The organism is Sanguibacteroides sp. AM78-02pH3A (assembly GCF_027666085.1).
Taxonomy (GTDB): domain Bacteria; phylum Bacteroidota; class Bacteroidia; order Bacteroidales; family Marinifilaceae; genus Gabonibacter; species Gabonibacter massiliensis.
The window spans coordinates 1-16399 of the sequence record NZ_JAQEHX010000015.1 but is presented as its reverse complement, the minus strand read 5'-3'; the positions used below and the strand labels follow the sequence as shown (position 1 = coordinate 16399).

Sequence of the window (16399 nt, the reverse complement as noted above, 5' to 3'; positions counted from 1 at the left end):
TATTTCGGATCGAAAATAGAAATTTATTGTAGAGTTGGTTTTTACTTTGTAACTTTGTAGACAAATTATTCGGGTTGTTGAGGTGGTAGCATCTGTTTTAGCCGAAAAAACCTGATTGTTTATTTCTTTTTGTCCTTCTTGATAATCATGTGGTTATATTATGGAAAATTATGTTGTTTCAGCTCGAAAATATAGACCGGCAAGTTTTGATACGGTGATCGGACAGCGTGCGATTACCTCTACGTTGAAAAATGCCATATTGAATAAACAGTTGGCTCAAGCCTATTTGTTTTGCGGACCTCGGGGGGTCGGAAAGACAACTTGTGCCCGTATTTTCGCTAAGACGATCAACTGCATGAATCTTCAACCGAACGGGGAACCGTGTAACGAATGCGAGTCCTGTGTTGCGTTTAATAACTCCCGTTCCCTGAACATCCATGAATTGGATGCGGCTTCCAACAACAGTGTGGACGATATCCGCGGGTTGGTGGATCAAGTACGTTTACTGCCACAAGTCGGAAAATACAGTGTATATATCATTGACGAGGTGCATATGTTGAGTGCTTCTGCTTTCAATGCTTTTTTGAAAACGCTTGAAGAGCCTCCTGCCCATGCTATTTTTATTTTGGCTACGACAGAAAAGCATAAGATATTACCGACCATTCTTTCCCGTTGTCAAATTTATGATTTTAACCGGATAAAGGTTTCGGATACCATAGAGCATTTAAAGAGGATAGCGGATAAAGAGGGAGTGCAGGTCGAGGAGGAGGCTTTAAATATTATAGCTCAGAAAGCGGATGGAGCGATGCGGGATGCCCTTTCTATTTTTGATCAGGTGGTTAGCTTTTGCGGAAAAGAGTTGACTTACGCGAAGGTGATAGAAAATCTGAATGTATTAGACTACGAGTATTATTTTAAATTAACGGATTTGTTTTATAACGGTAAGGTAGCGGAGACCTTTCTTTTGTTTGATGAAATCATGACGAAAGGTTTCGATGCGGGTAACTTGATCGCCGGTTTAGGAAAGCATTTCCGGGATTTGTTGGTTGCAAAGGATGAGGTTACCTTGTCTTTATTGGAAGTGAGTGCATCCATTCGTGAACGGTATTTACGGCAGGCAAAAGAGGTGGATGTCGATTTTATCTTTAATGCATTGAAGGTGATCGAACAATGTGAGATGCAATATAAGGTCCGGGTAGAAAAAAGGCTTTGCGTGGAGATTACCTTAATAAAGCTTTGTCAGATTAACGCGTTAAAAAAAAAAGCCTTAGTATAGAGGAGTTTGCCGGTTTATTAAAGATTGACGGTTTTGTCGGCAAATTCAAGCAGGAAACCGATTCGACCGTTTCTGCGAGTACGAATTCCCGACCGGAGGTGAAATCTGGCAAGACCCCTGCTATTCATTCCTTCAAGTTAAAGCAGGCTATGGCCGAGAGTAAGGATTATGTGGAGATTCGAAGTATACCGGAAGTCCAAAAGATTGAGAAAAAAGTAAAAGCCCAGGATCCCTTTGATGAAAAATCCGTTTCTTCGGTCTTAAGTACTTTTATTGATTCTTCAGTCGGGGAGGCCGTAAAAGTGGCTCTTACATCACATCCTCCCAAGGTCAACGGATTTGTCGTTACCATAGAGGTTGACAACGAGTTTTTGATGGCTAAAATGAATGAATTGCATCAGCGAATCTTGTCTTATTTAGCAGAACGCCTGAACAACGGTTACATCACGTTGAATATTGAGCTTTACAAGGAGACGGATGATGGAAAAGAGAAAAAGCGTTTATTCACGGCAAAGGATAAGTTTGAACATTTTATGGAATTGAATCCGGCTGTCGGAGAGTTAAAAAATCTTTTCGGTTTGGAGATAGAGTGATGAGTCTTGATTTTAATTGATGGTTTTACCTTCGGCCAGACACAATAATTTTTGGTGTTCACCCACGATCCATACGATATCTCCTTCTTCGAAGACGGTAGAGGGTGAGGGGTTCATGATGGAAGTGGAGCCTCTTTCGATGCCAATGACCAGACAGGCTTCTTTATCCCGTATTCCCGATTCCCGGATGGTGCGTCCGACCAATTTCGCCCCTTTTTCGATGATGAACTGTTCTAAACTCACTTCTTCCGTGTTTTTTTCTTTAATCTCTTTCTCTCGTTGTTGGACTCTATTTTCTACAAATTTGCGGAAAATTTCGATCTCGTTATCCGTGGCAGCCACGATAAGGCGGTCAAACGGATAAACCACCTCCTCTCCCCCGGGTATGTTTATTCGTTCTTCTCCCCGAAGAATGGTCACCACGCTAACCCCGCAGGATTGTCGGAAGTTTAATTCCTTTAGACTTTTCCCTACGCTCGGGGAGGTTTGAGCGACTTCGAATTCGGCCAAATGTAAATCTTTGGATAATAAATGACGTACAAAACGTTGTTTGATGGGCGATTTACGTTCTTCTTCCTGCTGACGTGCCGTAAAGTTTCGTAGGAATCGGCGTTCAAGAAGAATAGAGTGTTTCTTCAGGCGTTTGGAGAAAATAAAAAGCAGAATGGTAATCGTGGCGATAGCGATAAGAAGTCCCGATGCCACGTTGATCAGCTTGGAAATGACAAACATAACGATCCAGATGCATAATGCTATCCGTAAGACTATCAGAGAGATCAGGGGGCCCCTGTTGTATTTGTTGTCGTTCCATAATTGTTGAAATTCCGACGAATGATTTTTTTTCATCATGATGGCCCGTAAAAACGGTGAGATGACGAGAAGTATCAAAACGGCGCTTATGATAGAGCCCTGAATCCCCGGGATTTTTTCCCGGATAAAGGGGGTTATGTATTGTAAAAAAATGGCGATTGAAAAGATAGATAAAACCGTGTAGGTAATTACGATTTTGAACAAGGATTTCAACAGTTGTTTCCAGGTATTCTTGTGGCGGATCGTGTTTGATCCCGAGCTATATCTTTCCAGAAAATGGATCCATGATCGAGGCAGGCGGGTGCTCAAGGAGCGATAGGTCGGTTCGGCGATCCGGATCATATAAGGTGTGAAAAATGTCGTAATGACGGAAACGGCAACGACAATGGGGTATAAAAAATGATCCGTTACCTTTAGAGAGATACCTAAGCCGGCTATAATAAAAGCGAATTCTCCGATCTGAGCCAAGGAAAAGCCGGATTGCACGGCTACCTTCAGAGTTTGTCCCGAAAGTAAAACTCCCGATGTCGCACAGGTAATTTGTCCGATCATTACGGTTAAGGTAATGAGTAAGATGGGAAACCAATATTCCAATAGCATGGCCGGATCGATCATCATTCCCACGGAAACAAAGAAAATAGCCCCGAACAGGTCTTTTACCGGTTTTAAGAGATGTTCGATATTTTCGGCTTCGGTGGTCTCGGCTAAAATGGAACCCATAACAAAGGCTCCCAAGGCAGAAGAGAACCCTGCTTGGACGGCCAACATGACCATGCCTAAGCATAATCCCAGGGTCACAACTAATAACGTTTCGCCGTTCAGCCATTGTTTCACTTTTTTTAGTAGGGTCGGAATAAGGAAAATACCGGTTATGGACCAAAAGAGTAAAAAAGCACTTAATTTCAGTATGCTGTCAATCATTTCCAGTCCTTCGAAGTGTTTGCTGACGGCAAGCGTGGATAGTAGAACCATCAATACGACCGCGAATAGATCTTCTACCACCAATATCCCGAATACGACACTTGCAAAACGCTGGTTACTCAATCCCATGTCGTCAAAAGCCTTGAAAATGATAGTCGTTGAAGACATCGATAGCATTCCTCCCAGAAAAAGACTGTTCATGTGTCCCCAACCTAAAAACATGCCGACCACGTATCCTAATGTCATCATTCCTCCCACGGTGGTAAGAGCTCCTATCATGGCTGTTCCTCCCACGTTCATCAATTTTTTGAAACTGAAATCGAGGCCTAAGGCAAAAAGTAAAAAGATAACGCCTATATCGGCCCATATCTGAATATCTTCCGTATCGGTTACTAATGGTCCTCCGAAGGTATAGGGGCCGGCAATCAATCCGGCAACAATATACCCTAAGACAACAGGTTGTTTAAGCCATTTGAAAATAATGGTAATTAATCCGGCCGAGAATAGTATAATTGCCAAATCCGATATTAAAACGGGTACGTGCGACATTTGAATCGTTTTAACGACGCTCCAAAGGTAATGAATTTTGCCCCGGATGGAATGATTCTGTCGAAAAAAGATGTTTCGTGTAGAATATGAGTCTGTTATTTAGATTCAAAAAAGATATCTTTTCTACTTTTTTAACATTATAGTCTGAGCAAGGATATTACATTTGTCAAATTAATATATGTGTGTTATGAAAATAGATCGTTTTTTACAAATTTTTGTCGTAAAGGAAAAGAAATTTTATCCGATGTATAAGGAGCAGGCTTCTGTGATAGAGCAAGCCGCCAATCTTTTGGTAAAACTTTTGCAGGAGCAAGACCCTGAAAAACAGAAAGTATTGTATAAGGATATAAAAACTTTTGAAAACCAAGGGGATAGTATTACTGCAAAAATATATGAAGAACTGAATAAGACTTTTGTTACTCCTTTTGACCGCGAAGACGTGAATTCGTTAGGTTCGCGGATGGATACGTTTTTGGATTTCATACATGATTCGGCAAAGCGGATTCTGATGTACCGGCCCAAGAGTGTGAATAAGACTTTGGTCGAAATCGGAAAGCATATTGCGGAGGATGCCGTTATTTTAAAGTCGGTTATGGAAAATTTGGAATACATTCAGAAGAAGCCGCAAATGATCAGTGAGAAATGTTATCAGATCAAGGCAATCGAGCATGAGGTGGACGATTTATACGAGCAGTTTATGAGTGATGTGTTCGCCAACGAGAAAGATGCGATCGAATTGGTTAAGTTGAAAAATATCGGGCAGGCTTTGGAAGATGCCACAGACCGGGCCAAGGACATAGGAGATACGGTTCGGGGAATTATCATTAAATTTGCATAAACCTATGTTGACCATTGTACTTATTGCGATTGTTGTAGCCTTGTTATTCGATTTTTTGAATGGAATGAACGATGCAGCCAACTCGATAGCTACTATTGTGGCGACACGGGTATTTTCTCCCACGATGGCTGTCTTATGGGCTGCCTTTTGGAATTTTTCTGCGATTTTTATTTTTGGAGTAAGTGTAGCTCACACGATGGGGGAAGGCATAGTCGAACCCACTAAGATCAACGAATTTTTGATTTTAGCTGCCCTATTGGGATCGGTAGTTTGGGTTTGGTTGTGTACTCATTTCGGTATGCCTATCAGTGTTTCTCACGCTTTGATCGGAGGTTTGATCGGTCCGGTTTGGTTTACTTACGGAAGTTCGGCTCTGGTATTTTCCGGAATTTTCAAAATAGCTATATTTATCGTACTTTCCCCGCTGATCGGTTTGATACTCGGGTTTATCATGATGTGTATTACTTTGCGCGTCTTTCATAAGCAGCATCCGGTAAAAGTAGAGGGGCTTTTTAAGGCCTTCCAGCTTTTCTCGTCTGCAATATTCAGCTTGGGACATGGTGCTAATGATGCACAGAAAACGATGGGAATCATAGCGATCCTTCTTTTCAGCGTGGCTGGAAGTAACGAATTTGTCGGTGAATATCTATACGAGAATACGGGTCAGTTTCATGTCCCGTTATGGTTGATTATTACCTGTTATTCCGTCATTGCCTTAGGTACTATTATCGGGGGTAAAAAGGTGATAAAGACGTTAGGGGACGGGTTGGCCAAATTGAAGCCTGTACAAGGTTTTTGTGCGGAAACAGCAGGAGCTTTGACGTTGATCGGAACAGCGGTATTGGGAATACCGGTCAGTACTACTCATACGATTACCGGTTCTATCATAGGGGTCGGTATTACGAAAGGTGTTGCTTCTGTCCGTTGGGCCACGGCTTCCAATATTGTTGTCGCTTGGATATTAACCATCCCTGCCACCATTGTCATGTCCGGTTTGATTTATTGGATGATGGGATTCTTTTTGCCCTTGCCAGAATGACGGTTGCTAAGAACAAGATGTATCAGATGAATACCTGGATAAGATTTTTGAAAGGGCCTTATCCAGTTTTCAATTAATTATCAATTATTATACCTGCTGGGCAATGGTCCGAATGGTTGGCGTTGGGAAGAATATAGGCATCTTTTAGTTGGGCTTGTAAATTTCGGGATGCCATGCAATAATCGATACGCCATCCTTTGTTGTTTGTTCTGGCATTGAATCGATAGCTCCACCAGGTGTAGCAATCAGGTTCTTCCGGGTGGAAAAGCCGGAAAGTATCGATAAAGCCGGAATCGATGAAATTACCTATCCATTCCCGTTCTTCGGGAAGAAAACCGCTATTCGTCGCATTCCGTACGGGATCGTGAATGTCTATCGGGCGATGGCATATATTATAATCTCCGCATAGAATTAATTTCTCGCGTGTTTTCTCCAGATCTTTGACATAATTTTGAAAATCAGCAAGCCATTTCATTTTAAAAGCTTGTCTTTCATCTCCGGTAGTTCCGGAAGGATGATACACGCTCACGACGGAAAGATCCCCGTAGTCGGCCCGGATGAATCGTCCTTCATTGTCGTATTCGGGAATATTCATTCCGTATACTATTTGATCCGGTTTCTGTTTTGTCAGGATGGCTACGCCGCTATATCCTTTCTTTCGGGCTGAAAAAAAATAGGTGTGATATCCTAATGCTTCAAATTCCAGAAGTGGAATTTGTTCCGGTTGAGCTTTGGTTTCCTGAATACATAAAACATCCGGTTGTTCTTCAGCCATCCATTCCGTCAGTCCTTTGGAAAGAGCGGCCCGGAGGCCGTTCACATTGTAAGTGATAATTTTCATTTTATTCCGTTAAAACGGACAAATCTACATTTTTTTGCTGAAGAAGAAAAACGGAATCGAGGTTCTTTATTTTAAATAATCGTGACGAACAGGCATGAGTTGATCGTCTAATTCGAACAATTGAGGAATACCGGTCGGTATTTCCAACTTGACGATATCTTCATCGCTGATGTTATTTAAATATTTAACGAGAGCTCGCAAGCTGTTCCCGTGTGCGGTTATCAAAACCGTTTTATCGCTTAATAAAGCCGGTGCAATATAATCTTGCCAGAAAGGCAGGACTCGATTAATGGTCAGGGACAACGACTCTCCGAGAGGCAGAGCTGCCGGGTCCACATCTTTATATTTGTTTTCAAAGACGGCGTTACGGGGGTCGTCGGGTTCTAACAAAGGAGGTGTTACATCAAAGCTTCTTCTCCAGATGTGGACTTGTTCCGCCCCGTATTTTTTGGCTGTTTCTGCTTTGTTCAATCCTTGTAATGCACCGTAATGTCTTTCATTTAGCCGCCAATGATGGATTTCCGGGACCCAAACCAGATCGGCCGCTTCGGCCAGCAGATGTTGTGTCCTGATAGCCCGTTTTAGAACAGAGGAGTAAGCGATATCGAAAGTCAAATTATTTCTTTTGATTAGTTCTCCTGCTTTTCGGGCTTCCTCTTCTCCTTTTTCGCTGAGGTCTACATCGATCCATCCCGTGAATTTGTTTTCTTTATTCCAAACACTTTCTCCATGTCTGACTAATATCAATTTTTTCATGTTTTTTCTTATTTGTATTTATGGGTATTACGTGTTTGTAACACGAAATGTTTTGGAAAGCCGGAGGGTATCGCGTGCAATAATAGAGGTTTCCGGGGTTTGTAGACGGAAATAAAAACGGTTGTAAGTAAAAGGTGGGGTTGGGAAATCTCCGTTTGTTTCCTGTACCGTATAGTAGTCCGGTAACGATACAGTCGTCTTCCCTATCATGATGAATGCGGCAGCAGTCATTTTTAACGATAGGGAAAACGTATACGTTTCATGGTTTTCTCTCGGGTGAGTACTTGTTATAAGTAGCATCAGGCTAAAAATACCGCCTGATCGTTTCGCCGACATGGGTAACTAAACGGATAATTAAAAAAAAACGAGCCGGGAATGAAACAATTTCAGTGGAAAGAAAGTTTAATAAGAAAATAAAAAATATAAAGTTATGATATTTATTCTGTACATAATTATCGGTATATTAGCCGGGTATTTTGCCGGTAAGATCGTTCGGGGCGGTGGATTGGGTTTAATCGTGAATTTGATTGTCGGTATTATCGGTGGCGTGTTAGGCGGCTGGTTGTTCGGGTTGATGGGAATTGCTATGGGAGGAGTTATTGGGAGTTTGATTTCGGCAACTGTCGGGGCTATCGTATTATTGGCAATCGTGTCGTTATTCAGCGGCAAATGAACGGATAAAATTGAATTGTAATGTAATTGATAATGAGAAACGGACGAAGGGGAATTTGTCTGCTCGTATTTGTATTATCATTGAATTGCTTTGTCACGGGGCAGATTCAGGGGATAAAGGAAGATAGTTTATCACGTCAACGGGAACGATTGATTCGGGAAAAAGTACGTCTCGATACGATTTTGCCTAATGAAGAGGATGCTTTAGCTATTTTTGATAATACCCCGAGTTTCGGAATATACAGAGATAATTATTTTGTGACCGGAGTTCCGACCAATCGTCGTATAGACAAAAATAGTGCGGATGCGAAATTTCAAATCAGCATCCGGCAAAGATTGACTAAAAGTATCTTACCTTTTAGAACCTTTCTTTATTTGACCTATACTCAAAAATCTTTTTGGGATATATACCGGAAATCGAGTCCGTTTTTAGATAATAATTTTAATCCCGGGCTTAGCTTAAGTAAAGCCATCATATATAAAAATCAGATACGGGGAGTTGCGGTATTCTCTTTTGAGCACGAATCGAACGGAAGGGATTCTTTAGAATCCAGGAGTTGGAATTATTTTTCTTTATCCGGTTCTTATTTTTTTGATTTGCGCTTTTCGCTGCAACTTAAATTATGGGCCGGATGGGTCGATAAAGACGGGAATCCAGACTTGTTGAAATATAAAGGTTATGGATTATTGGCTTTTAATTATCAAAGTGCGAATGAACGTTTATGGTGTTCCGTCGTTATTAATCCCCGACGTCAATTTATTGATATGAATACCATATTGGAAATAAATTATAAGCCATCCCTTAAAGCGAATGAGTATTTTTTTATTCAGTATTACAACGGTTATGCAGAGAATATGCTGGAGTATGACCGTTATGTTTCGATGGTACGCGTGGGATTTTGTATAAAACCTTTTTTAAGAAACTATTATTGACAAATAATATTACTTGATTATTAAAAGATTTGGATGAATATATTGGAGTAGATGTGGGGGAAATAGGGGTTTAATTTGTAATTTTGTTGTCTCCTTTTTGTCATGTTTGGAGAGTTTCTTAAAATAAGTGTGTGAGTAATGACAAGAATTAAATATGATAAACAAATCTCTATTTAAAATGGACTATAAATCGTATTTGTTGAGTCTGATTTTATTATTTTCGGGGATAAGTGGATTACAAGCCAGAGAGGTAGCAGAAGATAAAAAATTGTTGGTGATTAGTTCTTATTCTCCTCTGAAAGAGAGAGGAAGTCGTATCATTTCGGCCTTCATAGAAGAGTTGGGGCTGAACACGGATGTGAAGGTGAACATAGAATATTTGGATTGTGAAGCTAATCCGAATTTTGAGGATTGGAGTAGTTGGATGAATTCTTTATTTCATGCTTATAGCGTGTTGCCGAAAGCCGTTATTCTAATTGGAAGTGAAGCTTGGATGGCTTATCGACATAGTTGTATAGAGAAATGGAAAGGTATTCCGGTCATACTGGGAGGTGTAAAACGTGGTATAATCGACTATTCGGGGGTTAAGGCAAAAGATATACACGATATTTTATCTACAGAAACAACATTCGACGGATACAAGGTGGCGGGTTATTATATCGTGGATTATTTCGAGGAAAATCTACGGTTAATAAAACAGTTACAACCGGAGGTGAAACATATCCTACTTTACTATGACGACCGTTATCGCCAGATCTTTTTCGAACCCTATTTGAAATCGATTGTTGAAAAAATAGGTGGTTTGAAGATACATTATTTTCCTGGAAGTCGTTTGAGTACGACAGCTTTATTGGATTCTATCGCTTTGGCTGATAATCATTGTGCCTTGATTTCTGCCGGATGGTATACCGATGTGAACAAGTCTTTACATGCGAGCACCATGTTGAGTAACGAGTTGCCCTATCATACGGACAAATTCGTTTATGGAATATTAGATTTGGATTTTGGAGATTCTCGTAATTTCGGAGGGTATTTTGTAACCGGAGAGGAGCTGGGAAGGGATCTGGCCAGTTTGACTTATACGGTGTTGAAGAACGGGATAGAGAAGGCTCCGTTTTTTACGATAACGCCTACGCGGCCTCGTTATCATCTGAATTATTCCATCTTCTCGCAATCCGGGATCAGTAAGTCTCGTTTGCCGGAAAATGTGGTTTGGCATAATATGCTTCCCTCTTTTTGGGAAGAGTATCCGGAGGAGGTGGTTGTGTTTTTTGTTCTGCTTATCTGTTTGGTGATTGTTATTTTATTTATTGGTTATAATAAAAAACGAAAAGAGAGGGAATACGTACGGTTAGTTTCAAAAATGACCCATTTGTTGGAAAATATGCCGGACATGGTGGTTATTTACGATAGTTTCCTGAATGTGATAGATATTGTTAATCCTTTGCAAGATGTATTATTGGTATTGACAAAGGAGGAGATACTGGGGAAAAATATTCAAGAAATAGGAGAAATAGCGCCTGAATTTAAGGAGGCTTTTACGATTATAGAAGAAAATGTCAGGCGTACGATAAAGGACAAGAAGCAATATTCTTTTAATTACGTGGTAAAAATAGGTGATAAGGAGGCATTTGCTGAGTCGAGGACGGCTCTTTTCGAGGGCGATAAAGTGATCTGTTTTGTACGTGATATAACCCCTCGCGTAGCGGCGCAAAAAGAGGTTCTGAAATTGAAAACTTTTTTGCAATCGATCATCGATAACCTGCCTGTTGGACTCTTTGTAAAAGATGTCTCGAATGATTTCCGTTATATTTTTTATAACCGGAAAACGGTAGAGTTTTACCAGGAAAAATCTGATATTTTTTTGGGGAAGAATGATTTTGAGTTGAACGATCCTAAAGCCGCCATGTATAGAGAAGAAGATAGGATGGTGCTGAATAGTGATATGCCGTTGACATACGAGAGGTGTATATATGATCAAGAAGGTGCTCTTTTGCGTTGGGGCGTGTTGACGAAAACAAAATTATTGAATAATGATGATTCCTGTTATCTTATCGGAATTGTTGTTGACATTACGGATATCAGAAAGAACGAAATCGAATTAGGTAATATTAAGAATGAACTCTCTTTGGCCTTGGATGCCGGTTCTTTATCGGTTTGGACTTATGATGTATCCCAAAAGAAGTTCTCCTCTTTTTATCATGATACGGTAGCGCAGAACGGTTTGAGTTTTGAGGAAGCATATTCCATATTGCATCCGGATGATCGGGGAAAGTACAAGCGTTTTATGAACGTATTGATTTCCGGGGAGAAAGAGAAAGATTCCGTTCGATTGCGTTTTAAACGGGGAGAAAATTACAAGTGGTATGAAACGCACGCGATCGGTATTTGTTCTGTGGACAATGATTCGATTTGTCAGATCGTCGGTACGGAACGGGATATTACGGATGAGATCGGTAAACAACAAGAGTTAGAGGAGAGTAAATTTAAATTGGAATTGTCTTTTGAAGCGGCGGATATAGTGCCTTGGGATTATAATGTTGAAGAGGATTTATTTTATTCCGGCAGTGAGAAATCGGTTTTTTTTGGTAGGAGATTCAGTCTAAGCGAGTACTTGCTTCTTGTACATCCCGATTATCGCGATAGATTCCATCGGGAATTGCAACGGGTAATCTGCCGGAAAACCGATGTGATGGATTTGGTGATCTATACGACTGCTTTAAGTGGTAATTATGAATGGACTCAGTTGACGGCCAAGGCTATGGGGATGGACAAAGATGGAAATGCGCTGAAGGTTATGGGGACCCGAAAATATATCACAGAGGCAGTGGAGGCGGAGAGGAGATTAAAAGATTATATTTTTAAATCTGATTTGGTCATAAAATCTGGAGGAATAGTTCAATGGGATTACGATATTGCTACGGGAATATTTTCTTCACCCAATCCTGAGTCTTTCATGTACCATGGTATTACGACGGAAGAGTATTATTCTTATATGTACGGAGATGATATTCATATCGTGGAAGAGGCTCTTCAAGAGTTGATTCAAGGAGAGGTCGAGACAATAACCATTCAAGTCAGAGTGAAATTACAAAATAAGGATTATCGTTGGGTAGAGATTCACGGAGTCGCCTATGAACGGGATGATAAAGGAAAATTAGTGAAGGTCACGGGGTTGAGGAGAGATATAACGGATTGGAAGAATGTAACGAACGAGTTAATTCTATTGAGAGACAAGGCTGAAGAATCCAACCGATTAAAGACGGCCTTTTTGGCTAATATGAGCCACGAGATTCGTACTCCGTTGAATGCGATTGTCGGTTTTTCCGACCTGATTACCCAAACGACCGATGCGGATGAGATTCAGGATTATTGTCGGATTATTGAGACCAATAACGAGTTATTATTGCAATTGATTAACGATATTCTGGATCTGTCGAAAATAGAGGCGGGACAGCTTGAATTTGTCTATTCCGATATAAATGTCTCTACCCTGTTCCGGGATCTGGAACAGATATATCTTTATCGAATTAAACCGGATGTACGGTTGATTTGCGAATTGCCTGAGGAGACCTGTATCATTCATTCTGAAAAAAACCGTTTAACACAGGTGATATCTAATTTTTTAAGTAATGCCAGTAAGTTTACATCGTCGGGAAGTATTCGTATGGGGTATGAACGGGTTGCGAAAGGATTACGTTTTTACGTTACTGATACTGGTAAAGGGATTGCTCCTGAAAATCTAAAGAATGTATTTGAACGTTTTACTAAATTCGATAGTTTCGTTCAAGGAACCGGATTGGGGTTATCTATATGTGAGATGATTGTTAAGCGGTTGGGAGGAGAGATCGGGGTTGACTCCGAATGGGGTAGAGGAAGTACATTTTGGTTTTTCATACCTTGTGACGTTTCGGTTGAAAAGGGGGTGAGAACCGATCTTTTGTTGCCAAAAAACGGAGCGTCGGTTAAGAAGGAGAATCGCGATAAAAAAGTAATTTTAATTGCCGAAGACAACGATAGTAATTTTTTGTTTTTGTCCACTATTTTAAAGAAAGAGTATGAATTGGTATGGGCCAAGAACGGAAAAGAAGCGATTGCTTTATATAAAGAAAAAGCTCCTCAAGTGATTTTTATGGATATAAAGATGCCTGAAATGGACGGATTGGAAGCGACATGTGAAATCAGGAAAATAGATAAAAGAATCCCGATTATAGCTTTGACTGCATATGCGTTTGATGAGGATCGAATTCGTGCCGCGGAGGCAGGATGCGATGAATTTCTGACCAAACCTGTCAACGTGAAGATGTTGAAGGATTTGTTGGTTCGGTTATTTGAAGTTTGAAGATTCGTGATTGGATAATTGAAACGACGGGAAACCCCGTCGTTTCAATTGTAAATCCGTTTGATATTTAACGCAGATCGTTGATTTCTACATCGGGATGAGCTTTCGTGTCGAAACGGAAAAAAGTTATGTCCAATTCCTGTTCCGGTTTTTTTAGACTTTTAATCGTAATGATAATGTCGTTTCCGTCTTTCCCGTAAGAGATAACTTTCTGTACCGTATTTTTGGCCGTATCTATCCAAACTCCTATTTTTTTTATTTGTTTATGAGGAGCTTTAGGGGTTAATTCGATGTAAGCAATCCCGTTTTTATTCTCGACTAACTTTTGGTTGAACTTTTGATTATGAATGTCGAAAAGAATAGTCGGGTTTAAAAAGGATTCCTGATCTTCGTCGGGGAGTTTTACGGTTACCTCTTCCGCATCCGGCATGTATGTATAAATGGTCTCTCCGTCAAAGTAATTTATTTGATCCATAATTTCAATCTTATACATTTTTTCCTTCATGTAAGCTTTCCCCTCGTAAGACTCGTGGATATTTTCGGCTTTATTTTCCATCGCCATGTCGAATACAATTTCTACGGCAGGATACGATTTTATTTTTTCTACAGTTTTGTCCAGAATGTTTTTAGCGTTCGTGTCTGTTTGAGCGTAAGAGAGCATGCTGCTCATGGCGATTGCGATAAGGGATAAAATGTATTTCATAGTGATTTGCTTTATATTTTCTTTAATATGGAGACAAAGATAAAGAATATCGGATAGATGTAAAAATTTGGGGGCAAATGTTTCCTAAAATTCGTATGGATCTTATTAAGGATAGATACGTTGGATCAGGCCATTGCTTGCTAATCAATTTGATGAGGATATAATCGGGAATAGGTTGTTCCTTTCTTTAATTGTTTATTACCTTTGCGGCATTTCGAAGGAGACGATATGAAGAAGGTAAAGGGAATAGTGTTTGCTGCCGTGTCGGCTGCCACTTTCGGATTGATCCCGTTGTACGCGAATCAAGCTATTATAGATGGGGTGAATAACGAAACAATATTGGTTTATCGGTATGGGATTGCCGGTTTGTTGTATGCTATTTATTTGTGGATAAGTAAGGTAAGCATGCGTCTTTCCCTGGCGGAATTGAGGGAAGTTTTGATCGCCGGTGTCGGTGGATATGGGATTACGGCTTTTTTTCTTTTTCTTTCTTATCATTATATGCCGACGGGGATGGCTACGGCTATTCATTTCTTCTATCCAGTCGTGGTGGCCGTATTGATGGCTGTTTTTTACCGGGAAAAATTATCCGTGGTTGTAAAAGTCGGTATTTTAATGGCCATCGTCGGTGTTTATTTTCTCTCTTGGTCTCCGGGAGAAATCAAGTGGTTCGGGTTGTTTTTTGTATTGATGTCGACCTTGACTTACGGTTCTTATATTGTTGCTTTGAACCGTCCCGTACTGAAACGGATAAATCCCGATGTCCTTACCTGTTATGTGATGTTGTTTTCGGCTGCATTTTATTTTTTGGTCGCGGTCGTACAAGGGAAATTAGAGATAGTGGCCCGCCCGGCTTTCGTGTTGGATATGTTTTTATTGGCTTTATTAAGTACTATTTTGTCTGCTCGTCTTTTGGTTGCAGCCGTAAAATTGATAGGTCCTGTACCGAGTTCCGTGTTAGGGACTTTAGAACCTTTGACAGCGATTACCGTTGGTGTTTTTTATTTTCACGAGCAATTAACCTTCTTGAATTATGTCGGATTGATCGTTGTTATTGTTGCGGTGACGATCGTCATCTGTAAAATGAAAAAGTAACCTGCTTTTCTGTTTGAAGTTTATTCGGATGTTTGCGGGTTTGTATTGTATTTTCTTTAAATTTGCAAAAGATTTTAGATATGGATTCTATATGTTATTGTTTATAAAACTCGGTTTTTTTGATATTATAGATATTTTATTGGTAGCATTTATTTTTTATCAGGTGTATAAACTGGTGAAAGGAACAGTCGCTATCAATATTTTTGCCGGGATTTTTACGTTCTACGTGGCTTGGTTATTGGTCCGGGCTTTTAATATGGAGTTAATATCTTCTATTCTGGGGCAGTTTATCGGAATGGGAGTGATTGCTTTATTGATCGTTTTCCAACAGGAAGTAAGGCGTTTTTTATTGTTGATCGGCAGCAAATATAATCTGCAAAACATATTTAACCTGGAAAGATTGTTTTCGAAACCTTCCATGAAGGACGAAGTGATAGATGCTATCGTACGGGCGTGTGATTATTTTTCCAAAACAAAAACGGGGGCTTTGATTGTATTGTCTCAAAACTCGGAATTGTTTAATTATGCGCAAACCGGAGTTCTGCTTCGGTCGAATGTTTCGGAAGAGTTATTGGAAAATATATTTTACAAGAATACACCTCTTCATGATGGTGCCGTGATCATTACCGATAATAAAATTTTGGCGGCGCGTTGTATCTTGCCTGTTTCGGATAATAACAATATACCGGGGAGTCTGGGGTTACGCCATCGGGCGGCTATCGGTATGAGTACGGCAACGGATGCCCATATCGTGGTCGTTAGTGAAGAGACCGGAAATATCTCTTTCGTTAAAGACGGTCACTTTAAGGTACGTATTACTCCGCAAGAATTAAGTAAATTTTTGCATAATGATTTTGCCGGTTTTGTCGTAAACAAGTGATAGTGATACCCCTTGGTCGATGCATGGAGTATTTGACCGCCTTTTATGTACCCCGTATTTTTATTCGAAGCGATCGATTCTCGATTTCCCTCTCGCGTGAAAACGCGTTTGTTTCTTTTTTTTCAAACGATTCATCCGCAGGATGATAGCT

13 protein-coding genes and 1 pseudogene are annotated in these 16399 nt (G+C 40.3%); 9 read left to right on the top strand and 5 right to left on the bottom strand.

Annotated elements, in window-relative coordinates:
* Nucleotides 1-160 precede the first annotated feature (160 nt).
* A pseudogene (locus tag PGR74_RS13630) lies at nucleotides 161-1207 on the top strand (DNA polymerase III subunit gamma/tau); the annotation flags it as partial.
* Between the two features lie 167 nt (nucleotides 1208-1374).
* Nucleotides 1375-1869, top strand: a complete 495-nt coding sequence (locus tag PGR74_RS13625) for a hypothetical protein (RefSeq protein WP_146216459.1) — start codon at nucleotides 1375-1377, stop codon at nucleotides 1867-1869.
* A 12-nt stretch (nucleotides 1870-1881) separates the two neighbouring features.
* On the opposite strand, the gene PGR74_RS13620 is transcribed toward PGR74_RS13625, so the two are convergent.
* Nucleotides 1882-4149, bottom strand: coding sequence for a cation:proton antiporter domain-containing protein (locus tag PGR74_RS13620; protein WP_041504505.1), 2268 nt, complete (start codon nucleotides 4147-4149; stop codon nucleotides 1882-1884).
* Between the two features lie 187 nt (nucleotides 4150-4336).
* On the opposite strand from PGR74_RS13620, the gene PGR74_RS13615 reads away from it, so the two are divergent.
* Both PGR74_RS13615 and PGR74_RS13610 read left to right on the top strand, forming a co-directional pair.
* On the top strand, nucleotides 4337-4987 hold the full coding sequence (locus PGR74_RS13615) for a DUF47 domain-containing protein (protein ID WP_041504504.1): 651 nt from the start codon (nucleotides 4337-4339) through the stop codon (nucleotides 4985-4987).
* Between the two features lie 4 nt (nucleotides 4988-4991).
* A complete protein-coding gene (locus PGR74_RS13610; protein ID WP_041504503.1) occupies nucleotides 4992-6026 on the top strand; it encodes an inorganic phosphate transporter in 1035 nt (344 codons plus the stop codon).
* A gap of 73 nt (nucleotides 6027-6099) precedes the next feature.
* On the opposite strand, the gene PGR74_RS13605 is transcribed toward PGR74_RS13610, so the two are convergent.
* From PGR74_RS13605 to PGR74_RS13595, 3 genes are all read right to left on the bottom strand, one after another.
* Nucleotides 6100-6867, bottom strand: a complete 768-nt coding sequence (locus PGR74_RS13605; RefSeq protein WP_041504502.1) for an exodeoxyribonuclease III — start codon at nucleotides 6865-6867, stop codon at nucleotides 6100-6102.
* Nucleotides 6868-6933: 66 nt separating this feature from the next.
* The gene (gpmA, locus tag PGR74_RS13600) at nucleotides 6934-7623 is read right to left on the bottom strand and encodes a 2,3-diphosphoglycerate-dependent phosphoglycerate mutase (protein ID WP_041504501.1); all 690 of its coding nucleotides are present in this window, start codon (nucleotides 7621-7623) and stop codon (nucleotides 6934-6936) included.
* Nucleotides 7624-7650: 27 nt separating this feature from the next.
* A complete protein-coding gene (locus tag PGR74_RS13595; protein ID WP_152616181.1) occupies nucleotides 7651-7959 on the bottom strand; it encodes a hypothetical protein in 309 nt (102 codons plus the stop codon).
* Between the two features lie 94 nt (nucleotides 7960-8053).
* Between PGR74_RS13595 and PGR74_RS13590 the strand changes: the two genes are divergently transcribed.
* The 3 genes from PGR74_RS13590 to PGR74_RS13580 all read left to right on the top strand — a co-directional run bounded on the left by PGR74_RS13590 (nucleotide 8054) and on the right by PGR74_RS13580 (nucleotide 13570).
* Nucleotides 8054-8296 (top strand): GlsB/YeaQ/YmgE family stress response membrane protein, encoded by a 243-nt coding sequence (locus PGR74_RS13590; protein WP_041504499.1) that lies wholly within the window; start codon nucleotides 8054-8056, stop codon nucleotides 8294-8296.
* 32 nt (nucleotides 8297-8328) lie between these two features.
* Entirely contained in the window at nucleotides 8329-9228 is a 900-nt protein-coding gene (locus tag PGR74_RS13585) for a phospholipase A (protein WP_041504498.1), read from the top strand.
* A 178-nt stretch (nucleotides 9229-9406) separates the two neighbouring features.
* Complete coding sequence (locus PGR74_RS13580) at nucleotides 9407-13570, top strand: response regulator (protein ID WP_052634879.1); 4164 nt, start codon at nucleotides 9407-9409, stop codon at nucleotides 13568-13570.
* Nucleotides 13571-13637: 67 nt separating this feature from the next.
* Here PGR74_RS13580 and PGR74_RS13575 read toward each other — a convergent pair whose 3' ends face one another.
* Entirely contained in the window at nucleotides 13638-14273 is a 636-nt protein-coding gene (locus tag PGR74_RS13575; protein WP_041504497.1) for a LolA family protein, read from the bottom strand.
* A gap of 228 nt (nucleotides 14274-14501) precedes the next feature.
* Between PGR74_RS13575 and PGR74_RS13570 the strand changes: the two genes are divergently transcribed.
* Both PGR74_RS13570 and cdaA read left to right on the top strand, forming a co-directional pair.
* Complete coding sequence (locus PGR74_RS13570) at nucleotides 14502-15368, top strand: DMT family transporter (protein ID WP_041504532.1); 867 nt, start codon at nucleotides 14502-14504, stop codon at nucleotides 15366-15368.
* 91 nt (nucleotides 15369-15459) lie between these two features.
* Nucleotides 15460-16248 carry a diadenylate cyclase CdaA gene (gene cdaA, locus PGR74_RS13565; RefSeq protein ID WP_041504531.1) on the top strand — a complete coding sequence of 263 codons (789 nt, stop codon included), beginning with the start codon at nucleotides 15460-15462 and terminating at the stop codon, nucleotides 16246-16248.
* The last annotated feature ends 151 nt before the right edge of the window (nucleotides 16249-16399 follow it).

Bases quoted from the DNA above. Each gene is read 5' to 3' on its own strand.
- PGR74_RS13605 (WP_041504502.1), bottom strand. From the start codon at position 6,867: ATGAAAATTATCACTTACAATGTGAACGGCCTCCGGGCCGCTCTTTCC.
- PGR74_RS13610 (WP_041504503.1), top strand. From the start codon at position 4,992: ATGTTGACCATTGTACTTATTGCGATTGTTGTAGCCTTGTTATTCGAT.
- PGR74_RS13585 (WP_041504498.1), top strand. From the start codon at position 8,329: ATGAGAAACGGACGAAGGGGAATTTGTCTGCTCGTATTTGTATTATCA.
- PGR74_RS13580 (WP_052634879.1), top strand. From the start codon at position 9,407: ATGGACTATAAATCGTATTTGTTGAGTCTGATTTTATTATTTTCGGGG.
- PGR74_RS13590 (WP_041504499.1), top strand. From the start codon at position 8,054: ATGATATTTATTCTGTACATAATTATCGGTATATTAGCCGGGTATTTT.
- PGR74_RS13595 (WP_152616181.1), bottom strand. From the start codon at position 7,959: ATGTCGGCGAAACGATCAGGCGGTATTTTTAGCCTGATGCTACTTATA.
- cdaA (WP_041504531.1), top strand. From the start codon at position 15,460: ATGTTATTGTTTATAAAACTCGGTTTTTTTGATATTATAGATATTTTA.
- PGR74_RS13620 (WP_041504505.1), bottom strand. From the start codon at position 4,149: ATGTCGCACGTACCCGTTTTAATATCGGATTTGGCAATTATACTATTC.
- gpmA (WP_041504501.1), bottom strand. From the start codon at position 7,623: ATGAAAAAATTGATATTAGTCAGACATGGAGAAAGTGTTTGGAATAAA.
- PGR74_RS13570 (WP_041504532.1), top strand. From the start codon at position 14,502: ATGAAGAAGGTAAAGGGAATAGTGTTTGCTGCCGTGTCGGCTGCCACT.
- PGR74_RS13575 (WP_041504497.1), bottom strand. From the start codon at position 14,273: ATGAAATACATTTTATCCCTTATCGCAATCGCCATGAGCAGCATGCTC.
- PGR74_RS13615 (WP_041504504.1), top strand. From the start codon at position 4,337: ATGAAAATAGATCGTTTTTTACAAATTTTTGTCGTAAAGGAAAAGAAA.